Below are 22,865 nucleotides of genomic sequence, written 5' to 3' on the forward strand. Positions count from 1 at the left end.
GGCGCTTGAAACCTGCCGGGGTTAATATTTATTTTCTTTGTTAGATGTTTCTCTCTTTAAAAATCCTCGTCCAGCGAGAATGATTTGGTTTCGGCGGTGTTCATTACGCCACTTTTTTGGTAATCGCCTACGCGTTTCTCAAAGAAGTTGGTTTTACCCTGTAATGATATCATCTCCATAAAATCAAACGGATTAGTGGCGTTGTATAATTTAGGGTAGCCTAATTCGCCTAACCATCTGTCGGCCACAAACTCAATATACTGACTCATTAACTTGGCATTCATACCAATTAAACTAACCGGTAGCGCGTCGCTGATAAATTCTTTTTCAATTTCAACAGCGTCTTTGATGATACCTTGTACTGCTTCTGTCGATAGCTTGTTCTCCAGCATTTTGTACAGTAAGCAAGCAAACTCGCAATGCATACCTTCGTCGCGAGAAATTAACTCGTTACTAAAGGTTAAGCCCGGCATTAAGCCACGTTTCTTTAACCAGAAGATAGAGCAAAAACTACCTGAGAAGAAGATACCTTCTACAGCGGCAAAAGCCACCAGGCGCTCGGCAAAGCTGCCACCCTCTATCCAACGCAGTGCCCACTCGGCTTTTTTACCTACACATGGTACAGTATCAATAGCGTGGAAAAGACGATCTTTTTCGGCCGGATCTTTAACGTAAGTGTCAATTAATAAAGCATAGGTTTCTGAGTGGATGTTCTCCATCATGATCTGGAAACCGTAGAAACAACGCGCCTCAGGCAACTGCACCTCGCTCATAAAGTTTACGGCCAGGTTTTCGTTTACAATACCATCGCTGGCGGCAAAGAAAGCCAGAATATGCGAAATGAAGTGTTTTTCGCCTGAGTTAAGATTTTCCCAGTGCTTTAAGTCGTCGCTAAGGTCGATCTCTTCGGCGGTCCAGAAGCTGGCTTCACACTTTTTATACATCTCCCAAATGGCGGGATATTTAATAGGTAGAATAACAAAACGATCCTTGTTCTCTCTTAATAATAATTCTGTTTCTTCTGCCATTAGCTTTATTAATTTATTGTTTTTAACCTTTATTTTCCTCTTTCGCCCTACCCGGTAATTATAGCCGACAATGCCGCCGAGCAGTTGTTGCCAAAGGGCGACGAGCAACCATCACCTTTAAACTACTCTAAAAATCTCACCTCACTAATCTCCGTCAAACTATCTTAACAGTATATATTGATCATCTTTTTTGGGGATGATCCCCGATGTTTACCGACAAGGATCGCCGATAACACAGGCAGCTCGAAAGAACTTATAATTCAAAGATAGGGTAGTGAGGATTTGATTGTTAGTGATAGTTTTGCACATCACCTATAAGTTATTCACAAAGTTTTTGTGGAGATTAGAACTCACTGATTTGCAGTATATTAATTTTAGATTACCGCACTATTAAAAAATTGGTAAAACTTTTGGTTATGCTTTTGGCACAAACTTCATCGAAAGTGAATTTACGCAGTGACGAACGTTCTTTGGCGTCAGATATTCACCCTCGAATACGTGGCCTAAGTGGGCTCCACAGTTAGCACACACAATTTCTACACGACGGCCATCCGCATCGGGTACACGTTTTACTGCTCCGGGTATCTCATCGTCAAAACTCGGCCATCCGCAGTGCGATTCAAACTTGGTATCTGATGTATATAAAGGGGTATCGCAGCGTTTGCATACATATAAACCTTCGGCCTTATTGTTCAACAATTCGCCGGTAAAAGGGCGCTCGGTGCCTTTGTGTAATATGATATATTCTTCGTCGGGGGTTAGCTTGTTGTATTGCATGTTTTTTAAGGATTTAATGAGTGAGTTATTGAATCATTGAATGTTTGATTTTCTAATTCAATTAACTTTAACGAAATAAAAATTGGATTGACTTATCCCTTTTTTATTATCTATACAATATACGACAAATGGGTGGGAGTGTTTGTTTGGGATTGGGATGTTTACATGTAACTGACGCAAAAAAGGGTGTCACACTGAGCTCCGTCGAAGTGTGAGCGCAGAGGCCTTTACCCTCATGCTTCGACGGAGCTCAGCATGACACCGCGCGCTCGATTCGTGCTAAACAAAAAATCCCGGCCAACCTGACCGGGATTCTCATATCTCAAATCTAATATCTCAGATCTCTATTTCAATTTAGCCAACTCTTCGGCCATAGCAGCACCAATTTCCGCAGGAGATTCCACCACACGGATACCGCACTCGGCCATGATCTTCATTTTGGCAGCAGCTGTATCATCGGCACCGCCAACAATAGCACCCGCGTGACCCATTCTACGGCCCGGAGGCGCTGTCTGGCCGGCAATAAAGCCAACAACAGGTTTTGTACCGTTTTCTTTTATCCAACGGGCAGCTTCGGCTTCCATACCACCGCCTATCTCGCCTATCATGATGATACCGTGAGTTTCCGGATCGTTCATTAATAATTCAACCGCTTCTTTGGTTGGGGTACCAATAATTGGGTCGCCACCAATACCAATAGCGGTAGTGATACCTAAACCGGCTTTAACCACCTGGTCAACCGCCTCGTAAGTTAGCGTACCTGATTTTGAAACCACACCTACGTTACCTTTTTTGAAGATAAAACCAGGCATAATACCAATTTTGCTTTCATCAGCAGTAATAATACCCGGGCAGTTAGGGCCTATCAGGCGGCTTTCTTTGTCAGCCAGGTATTCTTTAACCTGTATCATGTCTTTAGTAGGTATACCTTCGGTGATACAAACTATAACTTTAATACCGGCTTCGGCAGCTTCCATAATGGCATCGGCCGCGAATGCTGGCGGAACGAAGATGATAGATACATCGGCACCTGTTTCTTTAACCGCATCGGCAACGGTATTAAACACCGGGCGATCCAGGTGAGTTTGGCCACCTTTACCAGGCGTAACACCACCAACAAGCTGCGTACCATACTCAATCATTTGCGAGGCATGGTAGCTACCCTCGTTACCTGTAAAACCCTGAACTATTACTTTTGAATTTTTATTAACTAGTACACTCATTGGTATATGTTTTCAATTACAATCGCAAAGCTAAAGTTATTGCGTATAATGTCAAATTTAATTTGAGCGGTAAATGAGGTAAAACGTTAATTATTTGTAATATTTATGATGGAGGCGCATTCACCCGCCATCGTCCCGCCAGGCCTTTTACCCTCATTTATACTTACGCTAAATTTTCGTAATAACAGGATCATTAAAAGACACTACGTGCACCACATGATTGAGGCATACAAAAGCGAAATGCTTCAACGCCGCGGTGTCTTCAAAAGCACCTACATAAGCATTTGCAAATGTAACGGTATTGATGTAGTCTAAATATTCCGACTTGGCGTATACACGAAATCGCTCACCCATAAATTCCTCCTCACCCAGCCTGTTAGCAAAACTCTCATTTATAATATGATAAGCCACATAAGGTCCAAAATGAATATGGTATGTTTCCTTAGACGGGGTGACGGCTTTAGCGGCCCCTATATTTTTACCGGCTATTATCAGGTCTTCGCCTTGCTCTGAGACAACACTCCCTGTAATAGAAACGATCAACTGTGTATCCCTGGGCTCCTCTATGTTAACAATATAAAGACTACCTGCTTTATTTATCTCATCAAAATAACTTAACATACTACCCTCCTGCCACTATCGCCCTATACTTACTTTCGTCAAACTCCTTCTCACTCTTCGCAATAACAACCGCTGCCATACCATTACCTATCACATTGGTAATAGCCCGCGCTTCCGACATGAACCTATCCACCCCCAACAATATGGCAACCCCTTCAACCGGGATAATTTTTACCGCCGCCAGGGTTGATGTAAGTACAATAAAGCCGCTGCCGGTTACCCCTGCCGCGCCTTTTGATGTTACCATCAGTATACCTATAATACCTACCTCCTGCTGCCAGCTTAGCGGCACGTTAAACACCTGCGCCAAAAATATAACCGACATGCTTAGGTATATCGTTGTACCATCTAAATTAAACGAATAGCCTGTTGGTATAACCAAACCCACTACTGAGCGCGAGCAACCAAAGCGCTCCATTTTCTCCATAATTAAAGGCAATGCAGGTTCAGATGACGAGGTACCCAGAACGATCAGTATTTCCTCTTTTATATGTTTTAAATATTGCCACAGGCTAAACTTATACAGACGGGCTATTAGATTCAATATCACAAAAATAAACAGCGCCATTGTAGCATAAACCGATACCATGAGCAACGCCAATGGTTGCAAGGTTTTAATACCGTAAGTGCTAATGGTGTATGCCATACCACCGAAAGCGCCTATGGGTGCAACGCGCATTACCATATGCATAATATTAAACAGCACTTTAGATAGTTTTTCAAACAGTTCAATTACCGTGCGCCCGCTATCGCCCATGCGGCTTAAGCCGTAGCCAAATAGTATGGCAAAGAAAAGCACCTGCAAAATATCGCCTTTGGCAAAAGCTTCAAAAAAGTTCGACGGCACGATGTGCGACAAAAAATCGCCCCAATGCATGTCATTAGCAGCCTTTTCATACACCACCAGCTTACTGGTATCATACTTTACACTGCTGGTAAAACCGGCGCCCGGCTTTACAAAATTAGCAATGGTAACGCCTATAATTAAGGCAAAGGTGGTAACAATTTCAAAGTACAGCAGCGCCTTGCCACCTACCCGGCCCACTTTCTTCATATCGCTCATGCCGGCAATACCCAGCACAATAGTGAAGAATATAATAGGCGCAATAAGCATCGTTATCAGACTTATAAAAGTTTTGCTAAGCAGCTGTGCCGTTGGCGCAAAAGGTTTATAGTAAAGGCCCACAACAATACCCAGTGCAATGGCCACAAGCACCTGGAAGGTTAGGTTGGTGTATAATCGTTTCATTGTGTAGCAATTATACGATTATTATGAGGATATAAAAATGGGGATGGTAGGCATTAATCTCAAACCATGCTAATGACTTAATAACCAATGACCTAATGACTAATAATGGCGTTCCCCCTTCGCTGCGCTGCGGGTCAGGCTGTACGTTCATACGCCTGCAGGCTTTAGGCGCGGGGCCGGTATCCACTCCCATCCTTAACGCGGCAGGCAACCCCCTAATAATTATTGCCACGGTGGTTGATATAACGTAAATCCATTATCTTCGCTTTATGTCACCTGCAGAAGCACAACAACAAATAAACGCCCTTACGGCCGAGCTTAACCAGCACACTTACAACTATTATGTGCTGGCCATGCCCACCATATCCGATTTTGATTTCGATAAAAAACTGGAACAGCTAAGCGCTTTAGAAAACCAGTTTCCGGAGTTTTTAGACGCCGATTCGCCTACGCAGCGTGTGGGTGGTTTTATAACCAAGGAGTTTCAGACCGTGCGCCACCGCTGGCCTATGCTATCGTTAGGCAATACCTATAACGAGCAGGAATTACTGGATTTTGATCAGCGTATACGCAAGGCCATAGGCGATAATTTTGAATATGTATGCGAATTGAAGTTCGACGGACTTTCGATGAGCTTAACTTATGAGAACGGCAAGCTATTACGCGCCGTAACCCGTGGCGACGGTGTACAGGGCGATGAGGTGACAACCAATGTGCGCACTATACAAAGCATCCCCAAACAACTTAAAAAGGGCGACTACCCGGCCGAATTTGAAATACGCGGCGAGGTTTTTATGCACCTGAAAGCCTTTGAACGCCTTAACCAGGAACGCGTTGACAACGGCGAACCTGCCTACGCCAACCCACGTAACTTTGCGTCGGGCACCATAAAATTGCAGGATAGCGCCGAGGTAGCCAAACGCCCGCTGGACTGCTTTTTGTACGGCCTTTATACCGAAAAGCAATTATTTAAAACGCATTGGGAAAGTTTGCAGGCGGTAAAAGAATGGGGCTTCCATACCGACGAACATAGTCGCAAATATGATAACATACAGGACGTATTGGGCTTTATTGCCGAGTGGGACGAAAAACGCTTTAAGCTTAGTTATGATATTGACGGCATAGTAATAAAAGTAAACAATTACAGCCAGCAGCAGGAACTGGGCTTTACCGCTAAATCGCCGCGCTGGGCCATCTCCTATAAATTTAAAGCCGAACGTGTTGAAACTGAATTGCAAGCGGTAACCTACCAGGTGGGCCGCACAGGCGCGGTTACGCCGGTTGCTAACTTAAAGCCGGTGTTACTGGCAGGCACCACCGTAAAACGGGCCACCCTGCACAACGCCAACGAAATGCTGCGCCTTGATCTGCACGAAGGCGATTGGGTTTATGTGGAAAAAGGCGGCGAGATCATCCCTAAAATTATCGAAGTAAACCTGGCTAAACGCGTACCGGGCGCTGCTACTATTGATTATATAACCGAATGCCCAGCCTGCGGCACCGCGTTAAAACGCCAGGAGGGCGAAGCTGCTTTTTATTGCCCGAATGACGAAGGTTGTCCGCCGCAGATTACCGGTAAAATGCAGCATTTTATTGGCCGTAAAGCGATGAACATTGATGGCTTAGGCGATGAGACCATTGAAACTTTGTACGAAAAAGGTTTCATCCGCCATATCAGCGATATTTACAAGCTGCATGAGCATGCCGATGAGTTGAAGCAGATGGACAGGTTCGGCGAAAAGTCGATAATGAACATGTTGGAGGGTATTGAAAAATCAAAGCAGCAACCGTTTGAAAAAGTACTGTTTGGCCTGGGCATCCGCTACATTGGCGAAACCGTGGCAAAAAAGCTGACCAGGCACTTTAAGACTGTTGATAATCTGATGACCGCGCCACTAGAAGAACTGGTAGTGGCCGAAGAGATAGGCGAACGAATAGCCCACAGCATAATCGAGTACTTCGCCAACCCGCAACATCGCGAAGAAATTGAAAAACTAAAGACATCAGGCCTGCAATTTGTGGCCGAAGAAAAAGAGGTTGTACTGGCGAGCGAAGCTTTAGCCGGCAAAACCTTTATCATATCGGGCACCTTTGAGCGCTCGCGCGATGAGCTGAAAGATATTATTGAGCAAAACGGCGGTAAAATACTCAGCAGTATATCGGCCAAGCTTAACTACCTGGTGGCTGGTGACAATATGGGGCCTTCCAAATTGGAGAAAGCAACTAGGCTTAATATTCCGATAATTAGTGATGAGGAGTTGTTGGCGATGTTGGGGTAACAAGTGTCGGTGTTCGTTCTAAAAATGAACGAACACCTTTAACAAAATTTAACAAGCAACCTTTTACCTATAATTCGCATCTTTATCAAAACACATTACAGATGCGGTTAACCCTATCACTGTTACTTCTAATATGCTGCTACACGGCATCGGCGCAAAACTTTAACTTAACCGGCAAGGTTACCGATGAAAGCGGCAACGCCGTACCATTTGCCAGCGTATATGTGCAAAATACCACCAAGGGCGCATCTGCAAACAGCGAAGGCGAATATCTGCTGTCTTTAACTGGCGGACAATATACAGTGCTGTACAAGGCCATGGGCTACCGGCAGGAAAGCCGCAAAGTTGACCTGCGCGAGAATAAAATGCTCAATGTAGTATTATCTGCCGAAGTTTTTCAACTACAATCCATCGCAATAAATGGCAACGGTGAAGACCCAGCCTACGCCATCATTCGCAAAGCGATAAAAAAACGTAAAACCTACCTTAACGAGGTTAAAGCCTACACAGCCGATATCTACATAAAAGGCCTGCAAAAACTGCTTGACGCTCCTAAAAAATTCTTAGGGCGGGATATTGAGCAAATGGGTAAACGAATTGGGCTCGACTCCAACCGCCGCGGGATAGTTTACCTGTCGGAATCTGAATCAAAATATAGCTTCCAGGCTCCTGACGATGTTCATGAGGAGATGATATCGTCCAAAGTATCGGGCAGTAACCGGGCGTTCAGCTACAATCGCGCCAGCGACATGCGGGTAAATTTTTATGAGAATTATGAGAACTGGAAGGGTATAAGTCTGCGCCCCCTGGTGTCGCCAATTGCTGATAATGGTTTATTTTACTACCGGTACAAATTGGTTGGCGAAACCACCGAGAACGGCAAAACCATCAACAAGATCCAGGTCATCCCCCGCCGCGAGCATGACCCATGTTTTGAAGGTTATATATACATACAGGACGATACCTGGCGACTGGTGGGTCTGGACCTGATGATCACCAAAAAAGCCAACATCGCTTTTGCCGATACCATCAAAATTAACCAGGCCTTCGTTCCCGTAAACAATAAAGCCTGGATGACGTCTACAATCCGGTTTGATTTTACCGGCGGCTTATTCGGTTTCAGGTTAGGTGGCTACTTCGTTTCGGTTTATAAAAACTATGATCTGAACCCGGCGTTCAACAAAAAAGACTTTAACGAAGTGCTGCGCATTACCCGCGAAGTGAACAAAAAAGACAGCGCCTACTGGAACGAACAACGCCCCATCCCACTAACCTTAGAGGAAAAAACCGACTACAAGAAAAAAGCCATCCTGGCCCAAAAACGTGAATCAAAACCCTACTTGGATTCGCTCGACCGGGAGGCTAACCGCATCAAACCACGCAATTTCATCATCGGCGGGGTTAACCTGCGTAACCGTTACAAGCGCGAATACTATCATTTCGACCCGATATTAGGCTCATTGCTATACAATACAGTGGAAGGCTTGGCTATTAACTACGGCGCAAGCTATACCAAACGCGTGGACACCATTAACAATCGCAACTTTAGCCTGGGCGCCCACATACGCTATGGTTTTGCCGACAGGCTGCTTGATGGTAACATAATGGCCACCGTACCCGTGGGCAAAACACTTACGTTGGGCTTAACCGGCGGATCAGATGTGGTTGACATGAATAACCGGCTGCCTATATCGGCATTTTACAACTCGCTTTATACCCTGCTTGACCATAGCAACTACCAAAAATTATATCATAAGGAATTTGCCTCGGCTACGCTATCTGGCCGCATTGCGGGCGGGTTGCGGGCCAGCGGTGGTTTGGAGTGGGCCAACAGGCGCTGGCTGGCTAATAGCGCGGGATATAGCTTTTTTAATCCTAACAACAAGGGCTTTACCTCCAATAATCCATTCACGCCTAATACGGATGTGCCGCTGTTTCCTGAAAACAAATCGTTTAAACTGGGCTTGCGGGTGAGTTACGATTTCAGCAATAAATACGAAACCTACCCCAGCGGGCGGCGTTACCTACCTTCAGAATACCCTACTGTGGGCATTAACTATACCAAGGGCATTAACAAGATCCTGGGTTCAGGAGTTGACTATGACCAGCTTTCGGTGGATGTGAGCAAAACCGACATCAGCATGGGCGTTTATGGTAAAAGCTCGTTCTACCTGTCGGCAGGTAAATTTTTGAATGCCAACAGCCTTTACTATATCGACTATAAACATTTCAGCGGCAGCCAGATCATTCCTTACCGCAACAATATCAATAATTACCTGCTGCTTGATTACTACCGTTTCAGTACCCCGAACGAATACCTGGAAGGTCATTTTGAACACAATTTCTCAGGCTTCATAACCAATAAACTGCCGCTCATCCGCAAGCTGAAACTGCAGGAAATCATCAACGTAAATTACCTGGGCACACCGGGGCTTAATAACTATTACGAACTGGGCGTTGGGGTACAATACTTCAATTTCCGCGTAATGTACGCACGCTCATACAACAGCGGCAGTAACCTGCTAGAGGGTTTGCGTATAGGCTTCAGCCTGCGATGAAATGCGGCGCAGGTGTAGCGCCGTATGCGTAGCATGCTACACTGCTACACCCAGGTGTAGCGCGCTACACAGCTTGCTATCAGGTGTTTGTATTTTTTGGTGGCGGTGTTTTGTCAGTAGACTGTTTTTGACTATCGAACACCAAATATCGACCACCAAATAATGAGGCATATTCACATCGCTTTGACATTCGAAATTGAACATTCGAAATTCGATATTCAACACCTCCCCCTTCCCTATTCGCCCCTAAATTATTATCTTAGCAGCCTTTAATTAGCACAATGAACAAATTTTACGGGACGGGAGTAGCTATTGTAACTCCTTTTCAAGCGGATGGACAGGTAGATTATAACGGATTAAAAGCCGTTATCAATCACATTATTGATGGCGGTGCAGAGTACATCGTATCATTAGGTACAACCGGCGAGAGCGCCACTTTAAGTGCTGATGAAAAGAAGAAGGTTTGGGCCTTTACTGCCGATGTGGTAAAAGGCCGAGTGGGTTTGGTGGCCGGTATTGCCGGTAATAATACCGCCGAAGTGGTGAACGAACTAAAAGCGTTTGATACTACCGGTTATGATGCCATCCTATCGGCCAGCCCGGCTTACAACAAGCCTACGCAGGAAGGTATTTACCAGCATTATAAACTAATTGCCGAAAACAGCCCCCTACCGGTTATTTTATATAACGTACCGGGCCGTACCGGCAGCAACATGACCGCCGAAACGACAGTACGCCTGGCGCGCGACTTTAAACAATTCATCGGTATTAAAGAAGCATCGGGCAATATGGAGCAGGTTAACGTCATCATGCGCGATAAACCGGCCGATTTCCTGATGATATCAGGCGACGACCCTATTACCCTGCCTATGATAGCCCTGGGTGCCATTGGCGCCATATCGGTTATTGCTAACGCATTACCACGCAAAACTTCAGACATGGTGCGTTTGTGCCTGGATAACCAGTTCGCGGCAGCACAACCTGCACATTTCAGCCTGCTGGAGTTTACCCGCCTGTGCTTTGCCGAAGGCAGCCCGGCCGGCGTTAAAGTTGCTTTAAAAGAGCTGGGTATTTGTGGCGATGCCGTGCGTTTGCCTTTGGTGCAGGTTGGTAAGGAAACTGCGGATAAAATGATTGCTGAGACGCGGAAGTTGAATTAGACTTTTTGAGTTAATGATAAACGAAGAGGCCGCTTTTATAAGTGGCCTTTTTATTTTTGTCTTTTGTCTCAGCAGGGTCTCTCGCAGGGGACCCTGCGCCGGGGATACCGTACAACATAACGCAGGGTCCTCTTTGAGAGCCCCTGCTGAGACGGGACCTAAACCAAAGGTGATTGGCTTTAACACATTTTGAGGGCTGTCACCCTGTGCCCGCCCTTGTTGGTGTTATCACCAACAAGTGCCGTAATCTTCGGGCCCGATTGGTCTTACACACGTTTTATTGGTGATAACACCAACAAAGGCTAGAGACCACGATAGTCTAAAGACTATCGGCATAATAGTTCGAAGTCACAGACTTCGAACAGCGTACAAACGAAATATATTTCCACAAAAAAACCCTGCTGCGTGCAGCCGGGTTTTAAATGTTTTGCGTGAAGCAGGGTGCTATGCTTGTTAGGCTTTGTTTTTAGTATCCTGTACTTCTAAACGGATGGCTTGGGCCAGGTTTTTAAGGTCTTGCATACCTTTACGAACGCGGGTACCGGCTGCACTGTTACCTTTGTTGTAAAACTTGTCGGCATCAGCTTCCAGCGATGCGATAAGCTCTTTTACTTCATTAAATTTTTTCATTGAGTTAAAATTAAATATTGTCCTGAGGTTTTTTGTTTTGTAAAAGCTAATCTAAAATGTTTTTATCGTAAAAAAAAACTTTTACACTGCTTAAAACGTATTTTTTTCAACATTTTATGCGGTAAATACACATTAAAACTACCTATTACATAGGTTTTTACGAAACCTGCATCATAAAAGTTCTGATTTTTTTCACGCCTGTTTAATATGCTTTTTTAAGGCCTGTTTTACAGCTCATTAATCTTTGGTTAATGAGCGGTTGCCGCTTTAACTTTATTTATGCGGCTTTTATTCAACAAAACTACAAACAAAGGCTGCTTATCTTTTCCGTTTATATCTTCGGCGGCATAGCCTGCGCCCAGTAGCAGGTCGGGTTTATGGTCGCCGTTTATGTCGGCGGCGTCCATGGTCATGCCGCGGGTAAAGCGGGTGTTTAGCGGCATGGTGTAGGCGCTGAATTTAAAATTGCCTTTGTTTTCCAGGTAGATAAAAGCCTCCCAAGGCGTTTTGATGCCTGGATACTCGCTTACGGTAGCTATATCCAGATCGCCATCGGCATCAAAATCAACAGCAATGGCCTTGTTGCAGCCGTGTATAGGGTAAAAGTATTTTTGGCTGAAGCTATTTTTGCCATCATTTAAATACACATACACCCCATGGTATGGCTTTAGTATTTGGGTAAAATCGGCATTATCGCCGCAGGCATAAACAATATCTTTATAACCATCGCCATTAAAATCAGCCATTTCAAAAGCTATGGATCCATAGGTTGGCGGGAAGCTCAAAACCTTTTTCTCCTCAAAAACACCACGGCCTTTATTGGTGTAGTGAAATATCCCTTCATCGCCCTGCGCAAACAGCGCCCACAGATCTGGGGCTTTACCGCTATGCTTATCGTCAATAATAACTTTCATGCAGCCCGGCTTGTTGCGTATGCTGTGCTCCTTTTTTACGTCGCCACCGTCAAACCAGCTCAGGCCGCCCGTCATTTTACCGAACTGCGTAAGCAGGTAATCGGGCTTGCCGTCGCCGTTAATATCGGCCCAATCTGCTGATAGCGGGCGATTGAGTCCAACAAACAGTGATTGGCCTTTGGGTTTTATCGTGCCTTTGGCATCAATATCAACGGCGGTGACACTCCCGGTTTTCAGATCATTAGGTTGTAAATTATCGCCAATGGCCGTAGCCAGGTAAGCATGGTTTTGGTAGGATACATTTACAATAGCACTGTTTAGTGTAACAGCATTTAGCTTGTGCAGTTTATTACTGATAACCATCAGTTCGTTGGTGAGGCCGTTGCCTATAACCAGCCGGTGAGGCACTACATCGGTATCAATTTTAACGCAGGATGTAAATGCCTGTGTGGTTTCGAAAGCGGCAGGTGCGGGCATGATATCGAAAAATGGCAGCTGGTGCATGGGTTCTTCGCGCTTAAGGGCAGGCATGTGGACCGGTGCGTTGGCAATGTAGTAAGCATTGATAAGGCGCCACTGCTGCGGTGTTAAAGTGGGTTTGCCGGGCACATAGGCTTTATCCAGTTGCGGGGTATGGTAACGCGGCGGCGTTGGGATGCCGAAGTACTGGCCCATAACAGGCAGCACATGGAAGGTCCACATACTTTTATTTAACAGATCGGGCGTGGGCAACCGGTGGCACGAAGCACAGTAGTGCGCAGCCACTTCCCGGCCCGCTATCACATCGGCCTGTTTAAACTGGGGCACCTGGATGTTTTTGGGCTCGTCATTATCTTCTTCGCTTTGTTGGTTGGCGGGACTACTGCATTGCACCAGCACCTCAACCAGCAATGCAAGGCATGCGGCAGCCATCAGTTTTTTATACGGCTTCATCAAATTGCTTTTAGGCTTAAATTGGATTTTGAGTAATGAAGACGTATAAATATAAAAAAAGGTTGCCACTGATTAGTGTGGCAACCTTTTTAATTATAATAGCGCTGAGTTGTTAAACTTCGGCTGTTTTTTGTTCGCGGTAGTGGCCGGCTTTTAGCTTTTCGCCCATTTCGCTGTAGGCGTCTAATGTGCGCTGTACATCTTCCATGCTGTGCGCGGCGGTAGGTATTAAACGTAGTATGATCAAACCTTTAGGGATAACCGGGTAAACCACAATTGAGCAGAATATGCCCCAACGCTCGCGCAGATCGCGGGTTAGCGCGGTAGCCTCGTACAGGTCGCCTTTCAGAAACACCGGTGTTACCATGGTATTGGTTATGCCCAGGTCAAAACCACGCTCGCGCAGGCCGGTTTGCAAGGCATTGGCAATTTGCCATAGTTTATCTTTTAACTCTGGTTTTGATTTTAATAGCTCAAAACGTTTTTTCAGGCCGATAACCATTGGCATTGGCAACGCTTTAGCAAATATTTGTGAACGCATGTTATAGCGCAGGTAATCAACAATAGCTTTATCGGCAGCTACAAAACCGCCTATACCTGCCATTGATTTGGCGAAGGTACCGAAGTACACATCAACGCCTGCAACACAGTCCTGTTCCTCGTGCGTACCGGCGCCGGTTTTGCCCATGGTACCAAAACCATGCGCATCGTCAACCAATATGCGGAAGTTAAACTTCTCTTTAAGCGCGATGATCTCGGCTAATTTACCTTGCGCGCCTGACATGCCGAACACACCCTCGGTAATTAACAAAATACCACCGCCGGTTTGCTCAGTTAATTTAGTAGCACGCTCCAGTTGTTTGGTGCAGCTTTCAATATCGTTATGTTGATACACATAGCGTTTGCCCATGTGCATGCGCAAACCGTCGATGATACAGGCGTGCGATTCGGCATCGTAAACGATCACGTCGTTACGGTCAACCAGTGTATCTATGATTGATACCATGCCCTGGTAGCCGTAGTTTAGCAGGAAAGCATCTTCTTTACCTACAAACTCGGCCAGGCCGGCCTCCAGTTCTTCGTGGTGTTTGGTATTGCCCGACATCATACGCGCGCCCATGGGGTAAGCCATGCCGTAATCAGCAGCTGCTTTAGCGTCGGCTTCGCGCACTTCGGGGTGGTTTGCCAGTCCTAAATAGTTATTCAAGCTCCACACCAAATGCTCTTTACCGTTAAATTGCATGTGCGGGCCTATCTCTCCCTCCAGCTTTGGGTATGAAAAGTAGCCATGCGACCATTTTTGATGCTGCCCTATAGGCCCCCCAACGCTTGCGTTTATCTTATCAAATAAATCCAAAATGTAGTATTTGTTAAATTTTAATTTGTGCAAATATAAGTATTAGTTTTTAGTTGGTGGAAGTTCATGGTTCATAGACCATAGTGAACGTGTTATCTGGCTAATAACAAACAAAAAGGGAGCCACCTTACCAGCGCTCCCTTTTTAATTACTTATTAGCTATGATCCATGAACCATCAACCATGAACTCAAAACACCCATGAACCACAATCAATCCACATTATCATGCAGGAACGAGTTGTTATTGCGGATCTCGGTTTTACCTTCGCCGTCAGGCAATAAGGTAAAGCGCGATACCTGGCTTTCGTCGCTGGCAGGGGTTTCCTGCAGGGCTATTTCCTTGCGTTTGTAAGCCGGAACGTTTTCAAGCTCCTGTATGTTGCCCTGGCGCAATTTCATGCTCAGGTCCTTCAGGCGCATAATACGCTCGCGCGATTTACGCAGCTGCTCTTCAATTGATTCGTCGGTTTTATGCTCATCTGCATTAATCTCAGGAGTTTCGATAACGGCTTCCACCACTTCTTCTTCCTCGATCATTTCAAAAGCAGGCGCAGGTGCTATAGCTTCCGGCTCAGACAGTTTGAAGGTAAATTCAGGCATATCGCCTTCGGTTTCTTCAGCTTGTTGCGCGGGCTCTTCAAAGCTATGGCGTATCACTGCAGGTTCTTCTGTACGTGGGGCGCCGGCGGCAAACAGGTCGAACAAACCGGCTTGTTTTTGCTCTTCTTTGGTAGGCGCCACAGGTTGGGCACCTTTCATATAAGGCACATTAACAGCAGGCTCTTCGGCTACCGGGGTAATAAACTCGTTAACCACAGGGCGAACCAGCGGTGCATCAGGCACCAGCATGTTTACAATTTTTTTGCTGCTGAATTCTTTTTCGCGCTCGTCCTTAGTTTGGAAACCGGTAGCGATGATGGTTACCGATATTTTATCACCCAAATTCTCGTCACGGCAGTTACCCCAGATCAGGTCGGCGGCAAGGCCGGCTTCTTCCTGTATGTAATCGGTGATGATGCTCACCTCGTCCATGGTAACCTCTTTTTCACCCGAACTTATGTTTAACAGGATGTAACGTGCACCCTCAATTTCATTATCTTTTAACAGTGGCGATGCCAAAGCGCCTTCAACCGCGCGCAGGGCACGGTTTTCGCCTTCGGCTGCGCTGCTACCCATAATGGCTACACCGCTATCTTTCATAACGGTACGCACGTCTTTAAAGTCGACGTTGATATAGCCGGGCAGCGTGATGATCTCGGCAATACCTTTGGCAGCTGTGGTCAATATATCATCGGCCTGCGCGAACGCTGAGCCTAATGTTAAGTTACCGAATATCTGACGCAGACGGTCGTTAGAGATTACCAAGAATGAATCGACGTATTTTTTCAACTCTTCCATACCTTCTTCGGCCTGCATTTTTCTGCGCTTGCCTTCAAAAGAGAATGGTGTGGTGATGATGCCTACGGTAAGGATATCCAACTCGCGGGCTGCTTTGGCAATTATAGGGCTTGCGCCTGTACCGGTACCGCCACCCATACCTGCTGTAATGAACAACATTTTGGTATTGGTACCCAGCATGGTTTTAATATCGTCGATATTTTCAATAGCCGAATTTTTACCTACTTCGGGGATAGAGCCTGCGCCCATTCCTTCGGTTAAACTTGCACCTAACTGCACCTTGTTGGGTATAGGGCTTAACTCTAATGCCTGCGCATCGGTATTACAAATGATGAAATCAACGCCCGTAATTCCCTGCATATACATGTGGTTAACCGCATTACCACCGCCACCGCCAACACCAATTACCTTGATGATCGACGATTTTTCTTTTAACATCTCAAATTGCATGTTCCTATATTTCAGATATATGTAACCTAACGACTAATTAAGTCTCACCATTGTAATATTAGCACTTTTTCAACAAACGTTTTCCACAAATGTAGATAATGTGGAAAAGTCGTGGAGTGTTGAAAACTTGTATAAACCCCACCTAAATCCTTAACCCCTCCCAGCCTCCCCAAAGGGAAGGAGCTTTCTTTTCCGCGCTTCAAAGTCTCCCCCTTTGGGGTAGATTTAGAGGGGGTTGCAGGCGTATTCTATTTCAAGAAATCCTCGTCCTTGATATCGTCTTTTATAAACTTTTTACCGCTTTCCAGGATCTTACCAAACAGGCCGAATTTTTTGTCTTCGGTGTATTTTGGAGCTTGCGGGGCTTTAGTTTTGCTTTCCTCTGGTGCTAAAGTCGCACCATCATACTCCATTTTCTGGATACCTTTTATCAGCAAGCCTATACCTGTAGCGAAGGTTGGGCTTTGCATTTCTTCGTACACGTTTTTAGGTAAAACTTCGTTTTTGGCCAGGTGCTCGTTAGGGTAACCTATGCGGCAATCTAAACCAGTAACAAACTCTACCATTTGCGACAGGTGTTTCAGCTGCGCGCCACCACCTGTTATTACTATACCGGCAATCAGCTTCTTCTCGTAGCCTGATGATTTGATCTCGTAGTACACATGCTCTACGATCTCTTCCATACGGGCCTGGATAACGAAAGCCAGGTTTTTAACCGAGATCTCTTTTGGTTCGCGGCCACGTAAGCCCGGTACACAAACGATCTCGTTCTCTTTATTCTCTTCAGCTAAGGCTGAGCCAAAACGCACCTTCAACTGCTCGGCTATGTTACGCATTACAGAGCAACCCTCGCGGATATCCTCGGTCACGCTGTTACCACCGAATGGAATAACCGCGGTATGACGGATAATACCTTCGTGGAAGATAGCTACATCGGTAGTACCGCCACCAATATCAACCAATACCACACCGGCTTCTTTTTCCTCATCGCTCAGTACAGACTCTGATGATGCCAGCGGCTCCAATATCAGCTCCTGGCTTTCCAGGTGGGCCTTATTCACACATTTTACAATATTTTTTATAGCAGTAACCTGGCCCGATATGATGTGGAAGTTGGCTTCCAAACGCACACCCGCCATACCAATAGGATCTTTCACACCCGGCTCGCTATCCACAGTAAACTCCTGCGGTAACACGTGGATGATCTCCTCGCCCGGAGGCATTACCAGGTTGTACATGTCTTCAATCAGTTTATCGATATCCTTACGGCCAATTTCCGACTGCAGATCGCGACGGGTAATTAAGCCGCGGTGCTGCAAGCTTTTAATGTGCTGACCGGCAATACCCACGTTTACCACACGTATCTCTACGTTTGATTGCGCGCTGGCAACCTCAACGGCCTGCACAATGCCCTGTACCGTTTTATCGATGTTGGATACTACACCACGGGTTACGCCCGCTGATTCGGCCTTGCCTATGCCCAGCACTTCGATCTTGCCGTTTTTGCTGCGGCGGCCAACAATTACGCATATTTTAGTGGTACCGATATCTAAACCCACTACAATTGGCGAACTTTTTTCTTGTGTCGAAATCTTATCCATATTACTGTTTTATTGAAGATGTGTCTGTACTTAATTTTAATGAGTCGGCTTTCGCCGCCTTGGCCGCTTCTGCCTTGGCTGCTTCGGCAGCTTTCAGCGAATCGGCCTTGGTGCCTTTAACACCTATTACCTGGTTGGCGTATTTTATATTAATTAACTTATAAGCATCCCAGCCAACCTTGGGCAATGCCTGTTTGTAAAATGCTTTCAGGTTTGCAAACTTCACTTCAAGCGAATCTGCGTTGCCCAGCAGTATGCGTTGGTTGCCCACGCGTGGTATTAACTCAATTTCGTGTTTATCGGTTACAAAAACCTGGGCCACCTGCGCGTCCCATAGGGAATCCTTACGAATGAAGTCGACAGTTTTAAACAGATCTTTAGCCAGCAAAGTGTGCAGCGTATCAACCTTGCCGCCGAATGGCTCGTCAATAAACCCATTAGCAACCAATACCTGCGCGGTAAAGTTTGCCGATAAAGGCAATTTCATACCATGCTGATCAACATAAAAATCCTGATCAAACTGGTTCATAATACGCATCATTGGCTGGCGCTGGTTTATCTCCAGCATCAGCACCCCATCCATATCGGCATAAACCTTGGCAAACTCAATAAAAGGGTTGGCCAGGAGCTTCTCCTCTATCTCGTGCATGTTAATGCCATCCATACGGCGGCCAACCAATGTATGACTGCTTAGCTGCAATATTTTTTCTATCTCGTCCTTATCAATAAAATACTGGTTGCCGGGGATGTAGATCTTCACATCCTTGCACACCATTTCACTTTTCTTGATCTCGATGAAACTCATGAGCGCAATGATGCCACCCAGGCTTATTACCCAGGCAAAACCAATTAAAATTTTACGCCACAAGCTCCACTTAAACATTTTCCAGTGTTCGTTTTAAGGGTTGTACCAATGTATCTATATCGCCCGCGCCTACGGTTAATAGTAGCTCGGGTTTATCAGTCGCTACTTTACTTAACGCTTCTTGCTTGGTTAACAGGTTTTTGTTTTGCAAGTGCATGCGCTCCATGATCATTTCAGACGTTACGCCCTCTATCGGCAGCTCGCGCGCCGGGTAAATATCCAGCATGATCAGTTCATCAACCATATCAAGCGCTTCTGCAAAACCGTCCACAAAATCGCGGGTGCGGGTGTACAGGTGCGGCTGAAACATGGCCGTTAGTTTTTTATTAGGGTACAGTTTTTTTACTGACGCGATGGCCGCTTTCAACTCTTCCGGGTGATGGGCGTAATCATCAATAAAAATGTGTTCAGCACTTTTTACGACATACTCGAACCTGCGCTTTACGCCTTTGAAAGATGCCAGCGCATTACGGATAGCATCCGGGCCAACACCTAAACGCAGGGTAGCCTCTATCGCCGCGGTAGCGTTTGCGATGTTATGTAAGCCCGCAATACCCTGTTTAATATCTTTAATGCTAACGCTGCCGTCTTCAAAATCAAACCAGAAGTCACCGTTCTCCACACGGATATTGGTAGCCTTTACATCAGCCGGGCCGGTAATACTGTACGTGGTACCGCCATTTAATGGCAGGCCCGCATAGTGTATCAAGGCACCGCCCGGTTTTATCTGCGAAGCAAATAGCTGGAACGATTCGGTTAATTGTGAATGATCGCCATAGATATCCAAATGATCCGCGTCCATCGAAGTAACAATAGCCGTATCAGGGTACAAGGTTAGGAAAGAACGATCATATTCATCAGCCTCAACCACAACAATATCATTATTGCCAATTAAAAAATTGGTTTGATAGTTTGACGCGATACCACCCAGGAAAGCCGAGCAATCTTTACCCGAATCTTTCAGGATATGCGCAACAAGGCATGAGGTAGTGGTTTTACCATGTGTACCTGCAACTGCTACGGTGTATTTACCCTTGCTTATTAAACCCAGCACCTGCGAGCGTTTGTACAACTCAAAGCCTTTGCGCTTAAAGAACGCCACGATCTCCGAATCTTTAGGTATAGCCGGGGTATAGATGATCAGCGTACCCGTATCCAGATCGCGGAAACTTTTCGGGATAACTTCACAGGTATCCTCAAAGCAAACCTGTATACCTTCGTTACGCAGCTGGTCGGTAAGGTCGGTAGGTGTTTTATCATAGCCGCAAACAATACAGCCTAAATGATGGAAATAGCGGGCCAGGCCGCTCATGCCTATGCCGCCAATGCCTATCAGATAAACTCGTTGTACGTTGCGTAACTCCATTTTTTACTTTTTCTTTTTACTAATCAACCAATCACTAACCTCAAAAAAGCCCTCCCTCTCTTCTTAGAGAAGGAGAGCTAAGATTTAATTGTTGTTAATTGTTATTTGGATAACTTCTTTCGCTATAACTTCATCGGCATCGGGCAGGGCCAGTTTGCCAATGTTGTCGCTTAATATTTTACGTTCGTCTTTATCGTTTAACAGCGCTATGGATCTGTCTATCAGTTTTACTTCGGCATCCCTGTCGGCCACAAATACGGCGGCACGTTCCTGCACCAAAGCCAGCGCGTTTTTGGTTTGATGATCCTCAGCCACGTTTGGCGAAGGCACCAGGACAACCGGCTTCTTGATCACACACAGTTCGGCAATGGTACCGGCACCGGCGCGCGATATAATGATATCGGCAGCGGCATAGGCCAGGTCCATACGGTTTACAAACTCCATTACGCGCACATCTGGGTGTTCCGCTTCGCTTACCTGCTCGCTGATGGTTTTGTGGTAAAACTTACCGGTTTGCCATATTACCTGTATGCCGGCTTCTTTCAGCTTTGTTAAACCTGCCAGCACACTGTTATTTAAAGTACGAGCCCCCAAACTGCCACCGGTAACCAATATGGTTTTTTTGGTGGTTGATAGCTTGAACAGTTCCAGTGCCTGTATGCGTTTGTTGGCAATATCAACCGACTCGCGCCTGATAGGGTTACCGGTTTTAATGATCCTATCGGCAGGGAAAAACTGCGCCATACCATCAAAAGCCACACATATTTTTTTGGCGTTTTTACCCAACCATTTATTGGTGATACCCGCGTACGAGTTTTGCTCCTGTATTAAATACGGAATACCTTTCAGTCCCGCTGCATACAATAAGGGCCCTGATGCATAGCCACCTACACCTACCACGGCATGCGGTTTAAAATCCTTTAATATATTTAGCGATTTGTTTACGCTATTGAACAGCTTAACCGGGAACAGCAAGTTCTTCAATATCGAGCCACGCTGTATACCCTGTATTTTTAAACCGATAATTTTATAACCCGCCGCCGGCACTTTTTCCATCTCCATACGGCCCTCGGCACCTACGAACAGTATTTCGGTAGCCGGGTCGAGTTTTTTCAAAGCATTGGCAATAGCAATAGCCGGGAAGATATGTCCTCCTGTTCCGCCACCACTTATGATTATTCTTTTTGCCATTTGCTTTTATGTCTAATATTACGCTACTACCGGTACTTGCTTTATTTCGCCTACCACAACCTTCTTCGGTTCATCAATATCACGGCTTACCGATAAGATAATGCCGAAGGCAATACTGGTGAACAACATGGATGTACCGCCCATGCTTACAAAGGGTAAAGGCACCCCGGTTACCGGCCCCAGCCCTACGGCCACCGCCATGTTGGCAAAGGCTTGTATGGTTATGCTGAAGCTTAGCCCCGCCGCCAATAATGCGCCGAAGGCTTTTGGCGCTCGCGTGACTATCTTAATACATCTGTAGAGCAGGAACAGGTAAACACCTATTAATGCAAAGCCGCCCATCATGCCGTACTCTTCTACGATGATGGCGTAGATCTCATCCGAATATGCCTCGGGCAGGTAGTTCACTTCGTTGCTCTTGCCCGGTCCGCGGCCAAATACACCGCCGGAAGCGATGGCTATTTTAGCATGGTCGGACTGGAAGGATTTATCCGGGTGTGCTTCCTCCGGGTGCAGGTAGGTATGTATACGTGCTTTGTAAACACCCCTACGCGGACCAAAGAACACTACGCATGCCATTAGCGCGCCGCCGGCTACCATTACTACTGCTATTTGTTTGATGCTGATACGGCCCATAATGAGCAACAGGATACTTACGCCAAACAACATAATTGCGGTTGACATGTTTGCCCAGGCTATTAAAACAAATACCACACATACAGCGCCCATAATTGGCACAAATGATTCCTTAACATCTTTTATATTTTCCTGCTTACGCGATAAGGTGCGCGCCAGGTAAGTGATCAGCGCCAGCTTAGCCAGATCGGATGTTTGGAAGCCTAAACCCGTACCCGGGATAGCTATCCAACGTTTGGCTTCGTTTACGTTGCTACCAAAGGCTAAAGTGTATATCAGCAACGGGATGGTGATCACCATCAGCAATTTTGATATACCTGCATAGTACCGGTAATCCAGCTTATGCGAAATGTACATCAGCACAATACCACCCACTATCATGGCAAGGTGTTTCATCAAAATAGATTCGGCACCCACGCCACGCTTATAAGCCAACGAGCCTATAGCGCTGTACACTGAAAGCATAGATACCAAGGATAGCAGGATCACTACTAACCATATCCATCGGTCGCCTTTTAAGTTTTGTACTATTTGATTCATTTGCCTAACCCCCTCTAAATCTCCCCCGAGGGGGGAGACTTTTGATTTTCTAATTTTTTATCTTCTCCTCCATATAAAGCCCTCCCCCT

Annotated in this window: 17 protein-coding genes; 3 read left to right on the forward strand and 14 right to left on the reverse strand. The window is 45.9% G+C overall.

The annotated features are described in order from the left end of the window. Window positions 1-56: 56 nt before the first annotated feature. The 5 genes from AC59JT_RS18235 to dctA all read right to left on the reverse strand — a co-directional run bounded on the left by AC59JT_RS18235 (window position 57) and on the right by dctA (window position 4,898). On the reverse strand, window positions 57-1,028 hold the full coding sequence (locus AC59JT_RS18235) for a ribonucleoside-diphosphate reductase small subunit (protein WP_497401735.1): 972 nt from the start codon (window positions 1,026-1,028) through the stop codon (window positions 57-59). 414 nt (window positions 1,029-1,442) lie between these two features. Further along, on the reverse strand, window positions 1,443-1,805 hold the full coding sequence (locus AC59JT_RS18240; protein WP_497401737.1) for a methionine-R-sulfoxide reductase: 363 nt from the start codon (window positions 1,803-1,805) through the stop codon (window positions 1,443-1,445). A 344-nt stretch (window positions 1,806-2,149) separates the two neighbouring features. After that, on the reverse strand, window positions 2,150-3,028 hold the full coding sequence (gene sucD / locus AC59JT_RS18245; RefSeq protein WP_497401740.1) for a succinate--CoA ligase subunit alpha: 879 nt from the start codon (window positions 3,026-3,028) through the stop codon (window positions 2,150-2,152). A 168-nt stretch (window positions 3,029-3,196) separates the two neighbouring features. Next, entirely contained in the window at window positions 3,197-3,649 is a 453-nt protein-coding gene (locus tag AC59JT_RS18250) for a hypothetical protein (protein ID WP_497401741.1), read from the reverse strand. 1 nt (window position 3,650) lies between these two features. Further along, window positions 3,651-4,898 (reverse strand): C4-dicarboxylate transporter DctA, encoded by a 1,248-nt coding sequence (gene dctA, locus AC59JT_RS18255; protein WP_497401743.1) that lies wholly within the window; start codon window positions 4,896-4,898, stop codon window positions 3,651-3,653. A gap of 269 nt (window positions 4,899-5,167) precedes the next feature. On the opposite strand from dctA, the gene ligA reads away from it, so the two are divergent. From ligA to dapA, 3 genes are all read left to right on the forward strand, one after another. Beyond that, window positions 5,168-7,177 (forward strand): NAD-dependent DNA ligase LigA, encoded by a 2,010-nt coding sequence (gene ligA / locus AC59JT_RS18260; protein ID WP_497401745.1) that lies wholly within the window; start codon window positions 5,168-5,170, stop codon window positions 7,175-7,177. A gap of 101 nt (window positions 7,178-7,278) precedes the next feature. Further along, the gene (locus tag AC59JT_RS18265; RefSeq protein ID WP_497401747.1) at window positions 7,279-9,735 is read left to right on the forward strand and encodes a DUF5686 and carboxypeptidase regulatory-like domain-containing protein; all 2,457 of its coding nucleotides are present in this window, start codon (window positions 7,279-7,281) and stop codon (window positions 9,733-9,735) included. Window positions 9,736-10,016: 281 nt separating this feature from the next. After that, window positions 10,017-10,895: a 4-hydroxy-tetrahydrodipicolinate synthase gene (gene dapA / locus AC59JT_RS18270; RefSeq protein WP_497401749.1), complete on the forward strand. Its 879-nt coding sequence runs from the start codon at window positions 10,017-10,019 to the stop codon at window positions 10,893-10,895. A 453-nt stretch (window positions 10,896-11,348) separates the two neighbouring features. On the opposite strand, the gene AC59JT_RS18275 is transcribed toward dapA, so the two are convergent. From AC59JT_RS18275 to AC59JT_RS18315, 9 genes are all read right to left on the reverse strand, one after another. Beyond that, a complete protein-coding gene (locus tag AC59JT_RS18275) occupies window positions 11,349-11,525 on the reverse strand; it encodes a BF3379 family histone-like protein (RefSeq protein WP_497401751.1) in 177 nt (58 codons plus the stop codon). A gap of 248 nt (window positions 11,526-11,773) precedes the next feature. Beyond that, complete coding sequence (locus AC59JT_RS18280) at window positions 11,774-13,372, reverse strand: FG-GAP repeat domain-containing protein (RefSeq protein ID WP_497401753.1); 1,599 nt, start codon at window positions 13,370-13,372, stop codon at window positions 11,774-11,776. Between the two features lie 112 nt (window positions 13,373-13,484). Further along, window positions 13,485-14,729 (reverse strand): aminotransferase class I/II-fold pyridoxal phosphate-dependent enzyme, encoded by a 1,245-nt coding sequence (locus tag AC59JT_RS18285; RefSeq protein WP_497401755.1) that lies wholly within the window; start codon window positions 14,727-14,729, stop codon window positions 13,485-13,487. 210 nt (window positions 14,730-14,939) lie between these two features. Continuing rightward, window positions 14,940-16,577, reverse strand: a complete 1,638-nt coding sequence (gene ftsZ, locus AC59JT_RS18290; protein ID WP_497401757.1) for a cell division protein FtsZ — start codon at window positions 16,575-16,577, stop codon at window positions 14,940-14,942. A 248-nt stretch (window positions 16,578-16,825) separates the two neighbouring features. Beyond that, window positions 16,826-18,178, reverse strand: coding sequence for a cell division protein FtsA (gene ftsA, locus AC59JT_RS18295; protein WP_497401758.1), 1,353 nt, complete (start codon window positions 18,176-18,178; stop codon window positions 16,826-16,828). Window position 18,179: 1 nt separating this feature from the next. Further along, window positions 18,180-19,061: a cell division protein FtsQ/DivIB gene (locus tag AC59JT_RS18300; RefSeq protein ID WP_497401760.1), complete on the reverse strand. Its 882-nt coding sequence runs from the start codon at window positions 19,059-19,061 to the stop codon at window positions 18,180-18,182. Continuing rightward, a complete protein-coding gene (gene murC / locus AC59JT_RS18305) occupies window positions 19,054-20,409 on the reverse strand; it encodes a UDP-N-acetylmuramate--L-alanine ligase (protein WP_497401762.1) in 1,356 nt (451 codons plus the stop codon). Before murC ends, AC59JT_RS18300 begins: the two co-directional genes overlap by 8 nt. 84 nt (window positions 20,410-20,493) lie before the next feature. Continuing rightward, entirely contained in the window at window positions 20,494-21,600 is a 1,107-nt protein-coding gene (gene murG, locus AC59JT_RS18310; protein WP_497401764.1) for an undecaprenyldiphospho-muramoylpentapeptide beta-N-acetylglucosaminyltransferase, read from the reverse strand. Between the two features lie 18 nt (window positions 21,601-21,618). Further along, a complete protein-coding gene (locus tag AC59JT_RS18315) occupies window positions 21,619-22,776 on the reverse strand; it encodes an FtsW/RodA/SpoVE family cell cycle protein (protein ID WP_497401766.1) in 1,158 nt (385 codons plus the stop codon). Window positions 22,777-22,865 lie beyond the last annotated feature (89 nt).

The organism is Mucilaginibacter sp. A3364 (assembly GCF_059690715.1).